The organism is Kitasatospora sp. NPDC001540 (assembly GCF_042894345.1).
GTDB classification, from domain to species: Bacteria; Actinomycetota; Actinomycetes; order Streptomycetales; family Streptomycetaceae; genus Kitasatospora; species Kitasatospora phosalacinea_C.
Genome location: NZ_JBIAVO010000002.1, coordinates 186,868 through 203,488 on the forward strand (window position 1 = coordinate 186,868; position 16,621 = coordinate 203,488).

Here is a 16,621-nt window from a genome sequence, read left to right on the forward strand (position 1 = left end):
CGTGGAGAGCGCCCGTGCCGCCCCAGCAGCCCACCGACCGACTGGCCGCCGTCCGGCAACTCGCCGCCACCGGAAGCCTCCAGGCCCTCGGCCGCCACCTCCACCGGGAGAACGCCGCCCACCGCGGCGACTGGACGCTGGACGGCGGCGCACTCGTCCGGCTGCTCCAGGAGATGCCGGTCGAGCGCCGGGTCGCGCTGCTGCGCCGGACCAGCGAGGGGCTGGCGGAGACCGCCGTGCACGCGCCGCCGGAGTGCCGTGGCCTGGCCACGCTCAACGTGCTGCTGGCCCGGGGGCTCTCGGCGCAGCAACTGGCGCCCTGGCGGGAGCCGCTGATGGCCGAGGCGGCGGGCAGGCTGGTGGTCTGGGAGGGCTGGCGGCTGACCGCCCTGCTGGAGGCGGACCTCGCCGCGGGGCGGGAACTGCCCGCCGAGGTGCTGGCAACGGCCCGGCGCACGGCCCTGATCGCCACCGTGCCGGGCGGACTGGCGTCCGTCGTCGGGCAGTTCACCGGCCCCGTGCTCAACCCCGGTGAACCCTGGGCCGACCGGGCCCTCGCGGACCTCGCCGAGGCTCCGGACGACACCGACTGGCGGGCCCTGCTCGGCCACGCGCTGACCGCCACCGGAGCCCGGCCCACCGCGAAGTGGCTGCGGGCCGGGCGGCCGCTGGTCGACGCGGTCGGGCCGCACCGGCTGCGGGCGGCCGTCGCGCAGTGGTTCGCCCTGGTCGGGCAGCCGCGCCGACGGGCGCTCGCGGCCTTCCAGCACTCCGGCCCCGCCCTGTACGACCCCGACCCGTACAACTGGTGCGCGCTGCAAGGCCTGGCGGCCCTGCTCGCCCTCACCCCGCCCCACCCCGAGGCCGCCGGGGCGCTCGGCGCCCTCGCCGAGGCCGCGCTGATCCGCATCCGCGGCTTCGGCCCGCGCTCCCCGCGGACCGCCGCTGCCGCCGTCCGCGCCCTCACCGCCCTCGGCGGCCCCGACGCCCGCGCCGAACTGGAGCGGCTCGCCCCGGTGGTGGCCGCCGGGCCGCTGGCGCACAAGCCGACGGCCAGGGCGGTCGCGGCGGCCCTGACCGGCTGGGGCGCCTGAGGTCGGACCGGGGCGGGGTCAGCCGTTGGTGAAGGTGGCGGGGCGCTTCTCGGCGAAGGCGGCCATGCCCTCCTTCTGGTCGGCGGTGGCGAAGGCGGCGTGGAAGAGGCGGCGTTCGAAGCGGACGCCCTCGGCGAGGGTGGTCTCGAAGGCGCGGTTGACCGACTCCTTCATCATGACGGCGGCGGGCAGCGACATCGCGGCGACGGTCTCGGCGACGGCGAGCGCCTCGGGGAGGAGCTGCTCGGCGGGGACGACGCGGGAGACCAGGCCGGCCCGTTCGGCCTCCTCGGCGTCCATCATCCGGCCGGTCAGGCACAGGTCCATGGCCTTGGCCTTGCCGACGGCGCGGGTCAGCCGCTGGGAGCCGCCGATGCCGGGGATGACGCCGAGCTTGATCTCGGGCTGGCCGAACTTCGCGGTGTCGGCGGCGATCAGGATGTCGCAGAGCATCGCCAACTCGCAGCCGCCGCCCAGCGCGTAGCCCGCGACGGCGGCGACGACCGGCTTGCGCAGGCGGCCCAGCTCGTCCCAGGGGCCGAGCCAGTCGTCCAGGTAGACGGCGGGGAAGCGGTTGTCCTGCATCTCCTTGATGTCGGCACCGGCCGCGAAGGCCTTGGCGGAGCCGGTGACGACCAGCGCGCCGATCTCCGGGTCGCGGTCGAAGTCCTTGGCGGCCGCGACCACTTCGTTCATCAGCCGGGTGTTGAGCGCGTTGAGCGCCTCGGGCCGGTTGAGGGTGATGATGCCGACCCGGCCCTTGCGGTCCACCAGGATCGTCTCGTACTCGGTCATCGCCGCTTCTTCCTCTCCACGCTGAGCGGAACCTCTGACGATGGATACGATCTCCGAACGCCGCCCCGGATGCCAGTCTCGACAGGCGAGACGATGGTCACCCCGCGGGGCGGCGGGGTGTCAGGCCAGGCCCAGGTCGCCGTCGGCGGGGGCGGTGAAGAAGCGGGCGACGTCGGCGGCGGTGACCTGCTCCAGGGCGGCGGGGTGCCAGTGCGGGTCGCGGTCCTTGTCGACGACCTGGGCGCGGATGCCCTCGACCAGGTCGTGGTGGGCCAGCGCGGCGCAGGAGATCCGGTACTCCTGGTCGAGGGTGGCGGCCAGGGTGGGCAGGGTGCGGGCCCGGCGCAGCGCGGCGAGGGTCACCTTGAGCATGGTGGGGGACTTGCCGAGCAGTTGTTCGGCGGCGTCCTTCGCGGCGGGCAGGCCGGTGGCGCGCAGCCGCTCCAGCACCTCCTCGACGCTGTCGGCGGCGTAGCAGTGGTCGATCCACTCGCTCTGGGCGGCGAGTTCGGAGGCCGGGGCGGGGGCGGCCAGCGCGGCGACGGCGGTGGCGGGGTCCTCGCCCGCGGTCAGCCGGGCGGTCAGGTCGGGCAGCGCCGCGGAGGGCAGGTAGTGGTCGGCGAAGCCGCAGTGCAGGGCGTCCCCGGCGGTCATGGTGGCGGCGGTGAGGCCGACGTGGGTGCCGAGTTCGCCGGGGGCGAGGGCGAGCAGGCGGCTGCCGCCGACGTCGGGGACGAGGCCGATCCGGGTCTCCGGCATGGCGACGGCGGAGCGCTCGGTGACGATCCGGGTGTTCGCGTGCGCGGAGAGGCCGACGCCGCCGCCCATGGTGATGCCGTCCATCAGGGCGACGTACGGCTTGGGGTAGCGGGAGACCAGCTCGTTGAGCGGGTACTCGACGCGGAAGAACGCCCGGGTGCCCGCGCCGCCGAGCTTGGCGTCGTCGTGGACGGCGCGGATGTCGGCGCCCGCGCACAGGCCGCGCTCGCCCGCGCCGGTGAGCAGGACGGCGGTCACGGCGTCGTCCGCGGCCCAGGCGTCCAGGGCGGCGCGGACGGTCTCCAGCATGGCGCGGGTGAGGGAGTTGAGGGCGCGCGGCCGGTTGAGGGTGATCCGGCCGAGCGGGCCGGTCCGCTCGATCAGCACGTCCGGCCGGGCCGCTGGGGTCGCCATGGTCGTCACTCCCGCCTGTCGGTTGGTACGAAGATCTTCCGGTGCACCGTACCGGGCCTGCCCGGCGGGTCGGCAGGCCCGGGTCGGCGGTGGGCGGCCGCTGTCAGCAGGGGCGCAGCGGCGTGGCGAGCAGGACGGGCGCGGCCGGGACGGACGGGCGCGGGGCGAAGCCGCAGAGCGTCACCGGGTGCGGGGTCAGCGGGGCGGCCTGGGCCTGCGGGACGGGCACCAGCAGGTTGGCGGCGGCGAGCGCGGCTCCGCAGACCAGGGTGCGCAGCTTCATCATCGGGTCCTCCGGGGAAGAGAGTCGTCCGTGGAACGGTCGCGGCCCGCCCCTTCGGCGCCGGGCGTGGGAGGCCCGGCTCGGGGGGAGGCCGCTGGGTTTCTGTCGGGACAACTTCTAGTGGCGGAGGGGTTTGCGGCCCCGGAATCTCACCCGTTCGGCGGCGTGCTGCGGACGCGCCGTTGACGGCTCCGGGGACATCGGAGCCGTCGACGGCGCGTCCGCCCGGCCGGTCAGCCGGTGATCGTCCCGGTGACCTCGCCGAACCCGACCCGCAGGCCCCCCGGCCCGGGGGCGGTCGCGGTGATGGACACCTCGTCGCCGTCCTCCAGGAAGGTGCGGGCGGTGCCGTCGGGCAGTTCGAGGGGCTGCTCGCCGTTCCAGGTCAGTTCGATCAGCGCGCCCCGGGTGTCCGGCTCGGGGCCGGAGACGGTGCCGGAGGCGTACAGGTCGCCGGTGCGCAGGCTGGCGCCGTTCGCGGTCAGGTGGGCGAGCTGCTGGGCGGCGGTCCAGTACATGGTGGCGAACGGCGGCCGGGAGACGAGGTGCCCGTTCAGCGAGACCTCCAGCGCCAGGTCCAGGCCCCAGGGCTCGGCCTTGCGGTCGTCCAGGTACGGCAGCGGCTCCACCTCGCGCTCCGGCGGGGCGACCCGGGCGTGCTGCAGCGCGTCCAGCGGCACCACCCAGGGGGAGAGCGAGGTCGCGAAGGACTTGCCGAGGAACGGGCCGAGCGGCACGTACTCCCAGGCCTGGATGTCGCGGGCCGACCAGTCGTTGAGCAGGCAGACGCCGAACACGTGCTCCGCGAAGGCGTCCAGCGCGACCGGGCTGCCCATCGCGCTGGGCGTGCCGACCACGAAGGCGACCTCGGCCTCGATGTCCAGGCGGCGGGACGGGCCGAAGCTCGGCGCCGCGTCGGCGGGGGCCTTGCGCTGGCCGTGCGGGCGCACCACCGGGGTGCCGGAGACCACGACGGTGCCGGAGCGGCCGTGGTAGCCGATCGGCAGGTGCTTCCAGTTCGGGGTGAGCGGCTCCTGCCCCGGGCGGAAGATCCGCCCCAGGTTGGTGGCGTGGTGCTCGGAGGCGTAGAAGTCGACGTAGTCGGCGACCTCGAACGGCAGGTGCAGCCGGACGTCCGCCAGCGGCAGCAGGCAGGGCTCGACGGCCGCCCGGTGCGCCGGGTCGGTCAGCCAGGAGGTGAGCGCCGCGCGCACCGCCTGCCAGGACGAACGGCCGGACGCCATCAGCGGGTTGAGGTTCTCCGCGGCCAGCAGATCGGACGGCGCGCCGACCGCCCGGGCGGCCGCCCCGGCGTCCAGCACCAGCTCGCCGATCCGGACGCCGATCCGCCGCCGGTCGGGCTGGTCGGCGGCGGTGAAGACGCCGTAGGGGAGGTTGTGGACGCCGAACGGGGAGTCGGCGGGCAGGTCGAGCCAGGTGGCGGCGGTGCTCAAGGGGTCTCCAGGAGGCCGAGTCGGGCGAGGTCTTCCAGCGGCTCGGCGATGCTACAGGTGCCGAAGGAGGTGAACGAGGCGCGGATCCCCGCGATCTGATGCTCCGTCAGGGACTCGACGGCGGTGGCCAGTCGGGCGCCGTCCCGCTCGGCGAGCAGCTCCACGGCCTGCGAGCGGTCCGAACTCCCGGCCGCCAGCAGCACGTTGAGGAAGCCGTGGTGCTCGTAGCCGGTGCCCAGGTCGGTGTGCCGCACCGCGTGGTGCAGCCCCGCCGTGCACTTGTACGGCAGGGCACGCTCGGCGCAGCCCAGCAGGAAGCCGGCCAGCTCGGTGACGGACGGGAAGGCGGAGTGGGCCAGGCCGCCGGTACGGTACTTGGCGCGGTAGCGGGTGCCGACCAGGGCGTCCAGGCCGTCCTCCGGCCGCTCCGAGCGGGGCAGCTCGACGGCCGCCCCGACGTCCTCCGGCAGCAGCGCGTCCAGCTCCGCCACCGCCGCCTTCACGTCCTCGCCCGCCGCGTACTCGACGCCGACCACCCGCAGGCCCTCGGCCGCCGCCAGCGCCTCGGCCAACCGGCCCGGGCCGACCACCAGGCCGACCGCGAACTCCGGCTCCAGCGACCGCAGTTCGGCCAGGGCGTCGACCGGCGCCAGCAGCGGGCCGACCGCCTCCGCGTACCGGGCGGCGCGGTGCGCCCGGTGCGCGGGGACGGCCTCGGCCAGCGGGAGGTCGCCGGGCGGGAAGACCGCCGCGTCGTCGAACAGCCCCCGGTACAGCTCGGGTACGTTCATCGCCTCGCCCAGGTCCACGCGTAGTTCGGGTCCTCGCTGGCGGTGGCGGCCTCGCCGAGCTCCAGCGGGCGGAAGGTGTCCACCATCACCGCCAGCTCGTCGAAGAACTCCACGCCGATCGAGCGCTCGTACGCGCCCGGCTGCGGGCCGTGGGTGTGGCCGCCCGGGTGCAGCGAGATCGACCCCTGTCCAATGCCGGAGCCCTTGCGGGCCTCGTAGTTGCCGCCGCAGTAGAACATCACCTCGTCGCTGTCCACGTTCGCGTGGTAGTACGGCACGGGGATCGACAGCGGGTGGTAGTCCACCTTGCGCGGCACGAAGTTGCAGATCACGAAGTTGTTGCCCTCGAACACCTGGTGGGCGGGCGGCGGCTGGTGCACCCGCCCGGTGATCGGCTCGTAGTCCGCGATGTTGAACGCGTACGGGTACAGGCAGCCGTCCCAGCCCACCACGTCGAAGGGGTGGTCGGGCACGGTGTAGCGCGTCCCGACCACGCCGCCGGGGCCGCGGTGCTTGACCAGCACGTCCACCTCGCCGCCGTCCACCAGCAGCGGCCCCTCCGGGCCGCGCAGGTCCCGCTCGCAGAACGGCGCGTGCTCCAGCAGCTGGCCGAACTTCGACAGGTAGCGGCGGGCCGGGGTGATGTGGCTGTTCGCCTCGATGCAGTACGCGCGCAGCGGCCCGTCCCCGGTCGGCACCCAGCGGTGGGTGGTCGCCCGGGGGATCAGCACGTAGTCGCCCCGCCCGACCGTCAGCGTCCCGAACACCGTCTCCAGCACGGCCGTTCCGGACTCCACGTATACGCACTCGTCGCCCAGCCCGTTGCGGTACAGCTCGCTGGGCGCGCCCGCCGCGACGTAGGAGATCCGCACGTCCGCGTTGCCGAGGACGAGTCGGCGGCCGGTGACCGCGTCCGCCGACTTCCACTCCTCGCCCGGGAACAGCTCGTGCAGCTTCAGGTGACGGGGCAGCAGCGGGAGGTTGGCGGTGGTCGCCTGGCTCGGCAGCTCCCAGACCGAGGCGGCCGTCACCGCCGAGGGGATGTGCCGGTGGTACAGCAGCGAGGAGTCCGAGGAGAAGCCCTCCTCGCCCATCAACTCCTCGTAGTACAGCCCGCCTTCGGGGGTGCGGTGCTGGGTGTGCCGCTTGGGCGGCACCGAGCCCAGCTGCCGGTAGTACGCCATCGCCCTACTTCTCCCTGTCGCCCGTGGTGCTCCGTCAGAGGTTGCCGCGCCGGTCCTGCTCGCGCTCAATCGCCTCGAACAGGGCCTTGAAGTTGCCCTTGCCGAAGCCCAGCGAACCGTGCCGCTCGATGAACTCGTAGAAGACGGTCGGCCGGTCGCCGATCGGCTTGGTGAAGATCTGCAGCAGGTAGCCGTCCTCGTCGCGGTCCACCAGGATGCCGCGCGACTGCAGCTCCTCGATCGGGACGCGGACCTTGCCGATCCGCTCGCGCAGCTCCGGGTCCTCGTAGTACGAGTCCGGGGTGGACAGGAACTCCACGCCGCGCGAGCGCAGCACGTCCACCGTGGTCAGGATGTCGTTGGTGGCCAGCGCCATGTGCTGGCAGCCCGGGCCGGTGTAGAACTCCAGGTACTCGTCGATCTGCGACTTCTTCTTCGCCACGGCCGGCTCGTTCAGCGGGAACTTCACCCGGTGGTTGCCGCTGGCCACCACCTTCGACATCAGCGCCGAGTAGTCGGTGGCGATGTCGTCGCCGACGAACTCCGCCATGTTCACGAAGCCCATCACCCGGTTGTAGAACGACACCCACTCGTCCATCTTGCCGAGCTCCACGTTGCCCACCGCGTGGTCCAGCGCCTGGAACAGCCGCTTCGGCGCGCCCTCCGGGCGGACCACCGTCGACTCGCGGGCGACGTAGCCCGGCAGGTACGGGCCGGTGTAGCGGGAGCGGTCGACCAGGGTGTGCCGGGTCTCGCCGTACGCCGCGATCGCGGCCCGGCGCACCGTGCCGTGCTCGTCCGAGACGTCGTTCGGCTCCTCCAGGATGGTGGCGCCCTGGGCGCGGGCGTGCGCGATGCACTTGTCCACGTCCGGGACCTCCATCGCCAGGTCGACCACGCCGTCGCCGTGGCGGCGGTGGTGGTCCAGCAGCGGGCTGTCCGGCGACACGCCGCCCTTGATCACGAAGCGGCAGGAGCCCGAGCGCAGCACGAACGCCTTGCGGTCGCGGCGGCCGGTCTCCGGGCCCGAGTAGGCGACCAGCTCCATGCCGAACACGGCCTGGTAGAACTGGGCCGTCTGGGTCGCGTTGCCCACCACGAAGACGACCGCGTCCTGCGCGGTGACCGGGAACGGGTCGGTCGAGGCGTCGTACTCCACCAGGCCCACCAGGGTGCGCAACTGCTCGGCCGTCAGACCGGCCTGGAGCTCCTCGGGGGTCAGTTCAACAGCGGCGTCGGCGGTCATGGGGCATTCCTCCACGTCGAGGTCGGTTGCGCAGAGCTTGCTCCTGCTCGGTGAGGTGGGCAACAGGTCCGCATCCGGCTGCTCAATGTGTACAAGATGAGCAGCGTACGGGGGATCCGACTGTACGGATTGCTCAGTGCTCCGGGCGTTCGCCCCCCGTGCCGGGCGGCAGCCAGCGGACGAACCAGTGCGCCGCCAGGTCGGCCACCGCCTCCAGCGCCCCCGGTTCGGCGAACAGGTGCCCGGCGCCCGGGACGACCTGCAGCGCGCTCGGACCGCGCAGCTCGGACGCGGCCCGCCGGTTCAACTCCACCACCTCCTCGTCCGCGCCGCCCACCACCAGCAGCGTCGGGGTGGCCACCAGTGACAGCCGCGCGGCCGCCAGGTCCGGACGGCCCCCGCGCGAGACGATCGCGGCCGGGGCGGTGTCCGGCTCGGCCGCCGCCCACAGCGCCGCCGCCGCGCCGGTGCTGGCCCCGAACCAGCCGTACGGCAGGCCCGCCAGCGCGTGGTGGCGCAGCACCGTCGAGGTCGCGGCGGCCAGCCGCCCGCCCAGCAGCCCCGGGTCGAACACCTTCCACGGCTCCGCGGCCTCCCCGGGCGTCAGCAGGTCGAACAGCACCGTCGCCAGCCCCGCCCGGCGCAGGCGCTCGGCGACCGCCCGGTTGCGCGGGCTGCCCCGCCCCGAACCGCTGCCGTGCGCGAACACCACCACCCCCAGCGGGTCCGCCGGCACCGCCAGCTCGGCCGGACCGGCGGCCAGCGGCACCTCGTGGCGGGCGTACCCGGCTCCCCCCGGCGGCCCGGGGCGCTCCAGCGCGGCCAGCACCTCGGCGTCCGTGGTCTGCCGGAAGTCCCGGTAGAACTCGCCGACCGCGCGGAAACCCTCCGGCGCGTGCACGGCCACGTAGGCGTCCGCCGCGCCGCCCAGGCGCCGCGCCCAGTCGTGCGGGGCCACCGGTACCGCCAGCACCACCCGGGCGGCGCCGCGCGCCCGGACGATCCGGCAGGCCGCCAGCGCGGACGACCCCGTCGCCACCCCGTCGTCCACCACCAGCACCGTCCGCCCCGCCAGCGGCACCGGCGGCCGCCCCCGGCGGTAGGCCGCCGCGCGGCGGGCCAGTTCGGCGCGCTCCCGGGCCTCGACCGCGGCGAAGGCCTCCGGCGGGACGTCCGCCGCGTCCACCACCTGCTGGTTCACCACCCGGGCGCCGTCCTCGCCGACCGCGCCCATCGCGACCTCCGACTGGCCCGGCACGCCCACCTTGCGCACCACGCACACGTCCAGCTCCGCGCCCAGCGCGGCCGCGACCTCGGCGGCGACGGGGGCGCCGCCGCGCGGCAGCGCGACCACGACGGCGCCGCGCAGCTCCGGCGCCTCCGCGAGCAGGGCCTCGGCGAGGCGACGGCCCGCGTCCGTGCGATCGGTGAAGTGCATGGCGGAACCTCTCCACCCTCCACGGTACGCGCCCGGGTAAGGAAAAAATAAGGACAAACCGGTGGGTAGCGTTACATACCGCCCAGGACGGGTAGCGACCAAGTGGCTCACATGTCCTGACTACGAGGAGGCGGTCCAGGTGTCGACCCACATGTCGTCGCGTATGGAACACCATCCGGACATCCTGGCCCTGCGCGAACACGCAGAGCGCGTCACATCCACCACCGCCGGGCAGGGGACGGAAGCCCTCGCCATCTGCGCCGGCCTCTTCCTGGCGATCTCCCCCTGGGTGGTCGGCTTCTCCGGCTTCACCGGCCTGACCATCAGCAACCTGGTGCTCGGCATCGCCTACGCCGTCCTGATGGCCGGCTACGGCTCCGCCTTCGGCCGCACCCACGCCCGCGCCTGGGCGTGCGTGGCGATCGGCGCCTGGACGATCATCGCCCCCTGGGCGGTCAACGGCGGGGCGCACATCCGCCGCACCATCCTGACCAACGTCATCACGGGCGGGGTCATGACCTGCCTGGCCCTGGCCGCGGTCGGCATGGTGATCGCGGGCACGGCGGCACGCCACCGCAGCTGACGCCCCGAGCGGGAACGAGGCACCGGGCCCCGGCGGGCCCGGTGCCTCTGCGATGCCTTTGCGCCAAAGTGCGGGTGCGCGGCGGGAGCGCGCGCGGACACCCGTCGGGTGCGGCCGACCGCTGGTTCGTGGACGCCCGGGAGCAGGTGCGTTCCCCGGCTTCGGTGCTGAAACCTCGGTCGGGCCGACCGCGCCGGGGCGCGCGCCCCGGCGCGAGCGCCGGAAGGGACGGAGGAGCAGGTCGGGACGGGTGGGAAGGGGGGTGACGGAGTGCGGGGGGAGGTTGGCCGGGACGACACTCGCCACATCGTGGGAAGCCGGGAAAAAGTGGTGCCCGCACCGGACCGAACCACCGTTCGGTCCGGGCACCGTCCGGAACACCGCCCCGGGCGGACCCACGAGCCCTCAGGAGGGGACATGCGCACCGAGATCACCCTGCAGGCCGACACCGCCGACCTCGACCTCGACCTCCGCATCGCGGAGGTCACGGAGCAGACCCAGGAGTTCGGCCAGGGCACCTACACCTCGCCGAGCAGCTACGCCATCGGCACCCGCTGCCCGGTCTGCTGCTGACCCTCCGTCAGCGGACCCCGCGCGGGGGGGGCCACGGCCCGCCCCGCGTCCCGTTCCTCCCTCCTCCCACCCGCGACCCTTGAGGGGCACCACCGACGTGCGCGCAGAGCAGGACCTGTTCGAGGTCAGGGAACCGGTGCTGGTCCGGACGGCCGGCACGCCCCGCACCGGCACCGAGGCCCGCATCGACCCGGCCGACCCCGCCCCGGGCGCGCGCCGCCTCGCCGCCGACCCGCTGCTGCGCCAGGCCGTCGAGGTCGCCAGCGGCAGCCTCGCCCTCAGCCTCCAGCGGCTCGGCGAACCCGACGGCGCCGCCGCCCTGGGCCGCAAGCGCACCGTCAGCGCCGCCCGCACCCTGACCCGCTACGCCCGCCGCTCGGGCGGCCGCCCCACCCCGTTCGGCCTGTTCGCCGGAGTCGGCCGGGCCCGCTTCGGAGCCGCCGCCAAGATCCCGCCCGCCGGGCCGGGACGCGTCCGGACCCGGCTGGACGGCGGCTGGCTGCACCGCCGGGTGCTGGACTGGCTCGCCGTCCCCGAGGTCCGCCGCCGGGTCGACGTGGTGCTCGACGACCTGTGCGTGCTGCGCGACGGCCGCCTGCTGCGGCACACCGGCGAACGCGAGGTCTCGGTGCGCGACAACGCCCTGGTCGCCCGGGTGCGGGAGGCCGCCGCCCGGCCGGTCGGGTACGCCGCACTGCTGGCCGACCTGGCCGCCCGCTTCCCGCAGGTCACCCCCGAGCGGATCGACGGCCTGCTCGCCGGACTCGTCCAGCACGGCTTCCTGCTCACCTCGCTCACCCCGCACCGGATCGACGACGCCCTGCTGGACCGGATCGCGACGGCCGTCCCCGGCGCCGCCGAGGGGCTGCGCGCCGTCCGCGCGGCCGCCGCCGCCCACGAGCGCGACCGCCCGGGCGAGGGTCTCGAGTCCTGGCGGCACCTGCTGGAGCGGGTCCGCGCCCTCGACCCCGCCGACCGGACCGGCGACCGCCCGCCCGTCCAGGTCGACCTGCACACCGGGGCCGACCTGGTGCTGCCCGAGGCGGTCGGCGCCGAGGTGCGCCGCTACGCCGCCGCGATCTGGGCGATCACCCCGGAGTGGACCACCCTGGCGCACCTGCGCGACTACCGGGACCGGTTCGTCGAGCGCTACGGCACCGCGAGCGCCGTCCCGCTCGCCGACCTCGCCGACCCGCACCGCGGCCTGGGCCTGCCGCCCGAGTACGGCGGCGCCGCGCCCGCGCACTCCCGCTCCGGACCCGGCGACGACGCCGACCGGCCGCGCCGCAACGCGGTCGCCGAACTCGTCCAGCAGGCCGTCCTCGCCGGAACCGACCTGGTGCTCGACGACGCCGACATCGCCCGCCTCGCCGACGCGGCCGGCCACGTCCCGGGCAGCAGCCGCCCGCCGCGCACCCTGGAACTCTGCTTCCAACTCCTCGCCGACTCCGCCGCCGCCCTCGACCGCGGCGAGTTCCTGCTGCTCGGCAGCGCGCACACCGGCTCCTGGACGGCCGGGGCCACCGCCGGGCGGTTCGCCGACCTGGTCGGGATCGCCGACGGCCTCGCCACCCTCGCCGCCGGGCCCGACGACGACGGGGCGCTGCCCGTCCAGGTCGAACTCGCCCCGCGCGACCCGCGCTCGCTCAACATCGTCCAGGTGCCGCCGCTGCTGCCGCACCGCCTGCCGATCGGCGTCGCCGCCGACCGCGGCGACCCGCACTGCCTGGACTGGCGCACCCTGCTGGTCGCCGCCGGGGAGGACGGCCTGCGCCTGCTGCACCCGGAGACCGGCCGCCCGGTCGTCCCCGTCCTCCCGCACATGCTCGCCCTGGACGCCCAGGCCCCGCCGGTCGCCCGCTTCCTGGCCGACCTGGCCGCCGCCCGCCCCCGGGTCTGGTCCGGCTGGGACTGGGCCGGCCTCGACACCCTCCCCTACCTGCCCGCCGTCCGCTACGGCCGGGTCGTCACCGCCCCGCGCCGCTGGCTGCCCGGGCGCCGCCTGCGCGACGCCGCCCGCACCGCGGGCCCCGCCGCCTGGACGGAAGGGCTGCGCGCCTGGCGCGAGCGCTACCGGGTGCCCGACCGGCTGCAGATCGCCAGCAACGACCGGACCTTCCCGATCGACCTGCGCGAGAGCTGGGACACCGACCTGCTGCGCGCCGAACTCACCGCGCCCGAACCGCGGTTCCAGCTCTTCCAGGACCTCACCGCCGACGGCGCCGGACTCGGCTGGAACCACGGCCGCAGCACCGAGATCGTCGTTCCGCTGTTCCGGGCCGCCCGCCCCGCCCCCGCCACCGGCACCGGCACCGGCCGGGCCCCGCTCGCCAGGTCCGCGGTCCGCACCGCCCCGACCCGCTTCCACCTCCCCGGCGAGGACTGGCTGTTCGCCAAGCTGTACGCCGAACCGGGCACCCACGACGCCCTGCTCACCGAACACCTGCCCGCGCTGCTCGCCGACGTCGAGGACGACGTCGACCGCTGGTTCTTCCTCCGCTACCGCGACCCCGAACCCCACCTGCGGCTGCGCCTGCACGGCGACCCGGCCACCCTGGCCGACCGCGTCCTGCCCGCGCTCACCCGGCACGTCCGCCGGCTCGTCCGGGCGGGCGCGCTGCGCACCATGGCGCTCGACACGTACCGGCCCGAGACCGACCGGTACCTCGGCCCGGACGCCCAGGAGGCCGCCGAACTGCTCTTCCGGACCGACAGCCGCTCCGCGCTGCTCCAGCTGCGGGCCCGCCGCGGCGCCACCGCGGCCCTCCCCGACGAGGTGCTCGCGGCCGTCGGCCACGCCGTCCTGCTGGACTCGCTCGGCGACTGGGACTGGAGCGCCTGGGTGGTGCACCTCTTCGACAAGGGGGCCGACCACCCCGTCTACCAGCGCCACCGCAGGCTGGTGGACCGGCTGGTCCGGCCCGGGGACGCCGCCCGGCACGCCGCCGAGCAGCTCGGCCTGCCCGGGCTGGCCGAGCTCTGGGCCGACTCCCCGGAACCGCGCGGCTTCGGCCGGCTGCTGTTCGCCGCGCCGGAGGCCGACCGCGACGAGGCCCTGGTGTCGCTGCTGCACATGCGGCACAACCGCCAGTTCGGCATCGACCCGGCCGCCGAGGCCCGCGGCTACGCCGTCCTGCGCGGCGTCGCCCACACCCTGCTGAGCCGTCGGGCCCACCGGGAGCGGCCGTGACGGCGCGCCGCCCCCGCCGGCCCGTCCGGCCCGTTCGCCCCGCCACCGACCGGAGGCACCGATGACCGACACCGCGACCACCGCCGCGACCACCGCCGCCGCGACCGCCGTGCCCTCCGACCGCGCCCGGCTGCGGGAGGCGGCCGGGCAGCTGTCCGACCTGATCCTGGACCGGCTCGCCGACCCGGTCGCGACCGCGGCCGCCACCCGGATCCCCGCCGAGGCCGCGGACGACGGCGTGGCCGAGGGCGTCTGGGCCGAACTGACGCTCGGCAGCGGCAGCCCCGGCCTGTCCCTGGCGTTCAGCGGCGGCGCCCGGCCCGGCACCGACCGGGCGGCCCGGGCCCACGGCTACCTGGCGGTCGCGACCCGGGCCGCCGCCGACGGCGGCACCGCGCCCAGCGGGATCTTCAAGGGCCCCGGCGCGCTGGCCTTCGCCGTGCTGGCCGCCCACCGCGCCACCGGGGGCTACACCGGCGCGCTGCACCGCCTCGACGCCTACCAGCGGCAACTGGTGCGCACCGCGCTGCCCCCCGTCCCGGACGGCCCGCTGACCACCATCGGGCACTACGAGGTGGTGCGCGGCATGACCGGCGTCGGCCGCTACCTGCTGGCCCGCGCCGAGACCTGCGACGGGGAACTGGAGCAGGTCCTCGGCTACCTGGTCGCGCTGGCCCGCGGCACCACCGCCCAGCGCGGGGCGCGCGTCCCGCGCTGGTGGGCGCTGGACGCGCCGCGGGTCGGCTCCGAGCACCTGCTGCCCGACGGCCACCTCAACCTGGGCCTGTCGCACGGCGTCGCGGGCCCGCTGATGCTGCTCGCCCTGGCCTGGCGCGACGGCGTCCGGCTGCCCGGCCACCGCGAGGCGCTGGAGAGCACCGCCGACCTGCTGGTGCGCTGGGCGGTGCGCGACGAGCACGGCACGTACTGGCCGGGCTACCTGGACCTCGCCGAGTACCTGGCCGGGCCCGAGGCGTACCGGACGCCCGCCGGGTGGCCGTCCTGGTGCTACGGCGCGCCCGGCGTCTCGCGCGCCCTCCAGGTGGCCGGAGCCGTCCTGGACCGGGCCGACTGGACGGCGACCGCCCGCGACTCGGTCGAGCGGCTGCTGCGCGTCCCGCTCGACGGGTGGGGCGTGACCGACCACGCGCTGTGCCACGGCTGGGCCGGGGCGCTGCACCAGCTCGGGCGGCTGAACGAGCACTTCGCCGACGAGCGGATCGAGCGGCGGCGCGACGAGGTGGCCGCCCGGCTGGTCGGCGCCTTCGACCCGGACGCCCCGTTCGGCCTGCGGTTCACCATGACCCGCCGCCCGTTCGCCAGCGACGTGTCCGGCTACCTGGACGGGGCGGCCGGCGTCGCGCTCGCCCTCGACTCGTACGCCTCCGGCGGCACCCCGCGCGACTGGGACATGCCGCTGCTGCTGTCCTGACGCCCGGCCGTCAGCCGGCCTCCTGCGGGCGGGTCATCCGCAGGACGTCGAGGGCCTCGTCGAGTTGGGCCTCGGTGAGGAGGCCGCGGTCGACGTAGCCGCGGTCGAGGACGACCTGGCGGATGGTCCGGCGTTCGGCGAGGGACTGCTTGGCGACCTTCGCGGCCTCCTCGTAGCCGAGGTAGCGGTTGAGGGGGGTGACGACGGAGGGGGAGGACTCGGCGTACTCGCGGGTGCGGTCCGCGTTGGCGGTGATGCCGGTGACGGTGCGGTCGGCGAGCAGGCGGGCCGAGTTGGCGAGCAGGCGGACGGACTCCAGCACGTTGCGCGCGATGACCGGGAGCATGACGTTGAGCTCGAAGTTGCCGCTCGCTCCGGCCACCGTGACGGTGGTGTCGTTGCCGATGACCTGCGCGGCGACCATCAGGACCACCTCGGGCAGCACCGGGTTGACCTTGCCGGGCATGATCGAGGAGCCGGGCTGCAGGTCGGGCAGGTTGATCTCGGCGAGGCCGGTGCGCGGGCCGGAGCCCATCCAGCGCAGGTCGTTGGCGATCTTGGTGAAGCCGGTGGCGATCGTGCGGAGCTGACCGCTGAGCTCGACCAGCCCGTCCCGGGCGCCCTGGGCCTCGAAGTGGTTGCGGGCCTCGGTCAGCGGCAGGCCGGTGGCGCGGGCGACCTCGGCGATGACGGCGGCCGAGAAGCCGGGCGGGGTGTTGATGCCGGTGCCCACGGCCGTTCCGCCGAGCGGGAGTTCGGCGACCCGGGGGAGCGTCGCGCGCAGGCGCTCGACGCCGTACCTGACCTGGGCCGCGTAGCCGCCGAACTCCTGGCCGAGGGTGACGGGGGTGGCGTCCATCAGGTGGGTGCGGCCGGACTTGACGACCTCCGCGAACTCCGCGGCCTTCGCCTCCAGGGCCTGCGCCAGGTGCTCCAGGGCCGGGACCAGCTCGTGCAGGACGGCGCCCGTCGCGGCGACGTGGATCGAGGACGGGAAGACGTCGTTCGAGGACTGCGAGGCGTTGACCTGGTCGTTGGGGTGCACCGGACGGCCCAGGCGCTCGGCGGCCAGGGTGGCGATCACCTCGTTGGCGTTCATGTTGGACGAGGTGCCGGAGCCGGTCTGGAACACGTCCACCGGGAACTGGTCGTCCCAGCGGCCCTCGGCCACCTCCTCCGCCGCGGAGCGGATCGCCGCCGCGGTCTCCCCGTCCAGCACGCCCAGCTCGGCGTTGACGACGGCCGCCGCCGCCTTGATCCGGGCCAGCGCCGCGATGTGGGCGCGCTCCAGGCGCTGCCCCGAGACCGGGAAGTTCTCCACCGCCCGCTGGGTCTGCGCCCGCCACTTGGCCGCGGCCGGGACGCGCACCTCGCCCATCGAGTCG

General features: G+C 75.4%; 14 protein-coding genes. 5 read left to right on the top strand and 9 right to left on the bottom strand.

What is annotated here, in order from left to right; genetic code table 11:
- Positions 1–14: 14 nt before the first annotated feature.
- Positions 15–1,094, top strand: coding sequence for a hypothetical protein (locus tag ACFY00_RS03790; RefSeq protein WP_388026820.1), 1,080 nt, complete (start codon positions 15–17; stop codon positions 1,092–1,094).
- A gap of 18 nt (positions 1,095–1,112) precedes the next feature.
- Here ACFY00_RS03790 and ACFY00_RS03795 read toward each other — a convergent pair whose 3' ends face one another.
- The 8 genes from ACFY00_RS03795 to ACFY00_RS03830 form a co-directional block, all read right to left on the bottom strand.
- Complete coding sequence (locus ACFY00_RS03795) at positions 1,113–1,889, bottom strand: enoyl-CoA hydratase (protein ID WP_388026821.1); 777 nt, start codon at positions 1,887–1,889, stop codon at positions 1,113–1,115.
- Between the two features lie 120 nt (positions 1,890–2,009).
- On the bottom strand, positions 2,010–3,062 hold the full coding sequence (locus ACFY00_RS03800) for an enoyl-CoA hydratase/isomerase family protein (protein ID WP_388026822.1): 1,053 nt from the start codon (positions 3,060–3,062) through the stop codon (positions 2,010–2,012).
- Positions 3,063–3,165: 103 nt separating this feature from the next.
- The gene (locus ACFY00_RS03805; protein ID WP_388026823.1) at positions 3,166–3,345 is read right to left on the bottom strand and encodes a hypothetical protein; all 180 of its coding nucleotides are present in this window, start codon (positions 3,343–3,345) and stop codon (positions 3,166–3,168) included.
- Between the two features lie 233 nt (positions 3,346–3,578).
- Positions 3,579–4,799, bottom strand: coding sequence for a fumarylacetoacetase (gene fahA / locus ACFY00_RS03810; protein WP_388026825.1), 1,221 nt, complete (start codon positions 4,797–4,799; stop codon positions 3,579–3,581).
- Positions 4,796–5,608, bottom strand: a complete 813-nt coding sequence (locus ACFY00_RS03815; RefSeq protein ID WP_388026826.1) for a hypothetical protein — start codon at positions 5,606–5,608, stop codon at positions 4,796–4,798. The genes fahA and ACFY00_RS03815 overlap by 4 nt, the downstream gene beginning before the upstream one ends.
- A complete protein-coding gene (locus tag ACFY00_RS03820; protein ID WP_388026827.1) occupies positions 5,587–6,774 on the bottom strand; it encodes a homogentisate 1,2-dioxygenase in 1,188 nt (395 codons plus the stop codon). The genes ACFY00_RS03815 and ACFY00_RS03820 overlap by 22 nt, the downstream gene beginning before the upstream one ends.
- Positions 6,775–6,808: 34 nt before the next feature.
- Complete coding sequence (gene hppD, locus ACFY00_RS03825) at positions 6,809–8,020, bottom strand: 4-hydroxyphenylpyruvate dioxygenase (RefSeq protein ID WP_388026828.1); 1,212 nt, start codon at positions 8,018–8,020, stop codon at positions 6,809–6,811.
- Between the two features lie 133 nt (positions 8,021–8,153).
- On the bottom strand, positions 8,154–9,458 hold the full coding sequence (locus ACFY00_RS03830; RefSeq protein WP_388026831.1) for a phosphoribosyltransferase family protein: 1,305 nt from the start codon (positions 9,456–9,458) through the stop codon (positions 8,154–8,156).
- Positions 9,459–9,621: 163 nt separating this feature from the next.
- Between ACFY00_RS03830 and ACFY00_RS03835 the strand changes: the two genes are divergently transcribed.
- From ACFY00_RS03835 to ACFY00_RS03850, 4 genes are all read left to right on the top strand, one after another.
- Positions 9,622–10,041 (top strand): SPW repeat protein, encoded by a 420-nt coding sequence (locus tag ACFY00_RS03835; protein ID WP_388026832.1) that lies wholly within the window; start codon positions 9,622–9,624, stop codon positions 10,039–10,041.
- 417 nt (positions 10,042–10,458) lie between these two features.
- Positions 10,459–10,614, top strand: a complete 156-nt coding sequence (gene lanA / locus ACFY00_RS03840) for an SCO0268 family class II lanthipeptide (RefSeq protein ID WP_388026834.1) — start codon at positions 10,459–10,461, stop codon at positions 10,612–10,614.
- A 97-nt stretch (positions 10,615–10,711) separates the two neighbouring features.
- Positions 10,712–13,804 carry a lantibiotic dehydratase gene (locus ACFY00_RS03845; protein WP_388026837.1) on the top strand — a complete coding sequence of 1,031 codons (3,093 nt, stop codon included), beginning with the start codon at positions 10,712–10,714 and terminating at the stop codon, positions 13,802–13,804.
- A gap of 61 nt (positions 13,805–13,865) precedes the next feature.
- Positions 13,866–15,236, top strand: coding sequence for a lanthionine synthetase C family protein (locus ACFY00_RS03850; protein ID WP_388026840.1), 1,371 nt, complete (start codon positions 13,866–13,868; stop codon positions 15,234–15,236).
- A gap of 10 nt (positions 15,237–15,246) precedes the next feature.
- Here the strand turns inward: ACFY00_RS03850 and ACFY00_RS03855 are convergent, their stop codons facing one another.
- Positions 15,247–16,614 carry a class II fumarate hydratase gene (locus tag ACFY00_RS03855; protein ID WP_388027356.1) on the bottom strand — a complete coding sequence of 456 codons (1,368 nt, stop codon included), beginning with the start codon at positions 16,612–16,614 and terminating at the stop codon, positions 15,247–15,249.
- Positions 16,615–16,621 lie beyond the last annotated feature (7 nt).

Bases quoted from the DNA above. Each gene is read 5' to 3' on its own strand.
- ACFY00_RS03855 (WP_388027356.1), bottom strand. From the start codon at position 16,614: ATGGGCGAGGTGCGCGTCCCGGCCGCGGCCAAGTGGCGGGCGCAGACC.
- ACFY00_RS03800 (WP_388026822.1), bottom strand. From the start codon at position 3,062: ATGGCGACCCCAGCGGCCCGGCCGGACGTGCTGATCGAGCGGACCGGC.
- lanA (WP_388026834.1), top strand. From the start codon at position 10,459: ATGCGCACCGAGATCACCCTGCAGGCCGACACCGCCGACCTCGACCTC.
- ACFY00_RS03805 (WP_388026823.1), bottom strand. From the start codon at position 3,345: ATGAAGCTGCGCACCCTGGTCTGCGGAGCCGCGCTCGCCGCCGCCAAC.
- ACFY00_RS03830 (WP_388026831.1), bottom strand. From the start codon at position 9,458: ATGCACTTCACCGATCGCACGGACGCGGGCCGTCGCCTCGCCGAGGCC.
- ACFY00_RS03820 (WP_388026827.1), bottom strand. From the start codon at position 6,774: ATGGCGTACTACCGGCAGCTGGGCTCGGTGCCGCCCAAGCGGCACACC.
- ACFY00_RS03835 (WP_388026832.1), top strand. From the start codon at position 9,622: ATGGAACACCATCCGGACATCCTGGCCCTGCGCGAACACGCAGAGCGC.
- ACFY00_RS03850 (WP_388026840.1), top strand. From the start codon at position 13,866: ATGACCGACACCGCGACCACCGCCGCGACCACCGCCGCCGCGACCGCC.
- hppD (WP_388026828.1), bottom strand. From the start codon at position 8,020: ATGACCGCCGACGCCGCTGTTGAACTGACCCCCGAGGAGCTCCAGGCC.
- ACFY00_RS03795 (WP_388026821.1), bottom strand. From the start codon at position 1,889: ATGACCGAGTACGAGACGATCCTGGTGGACCGCAAGGGCCGGGTCGGC.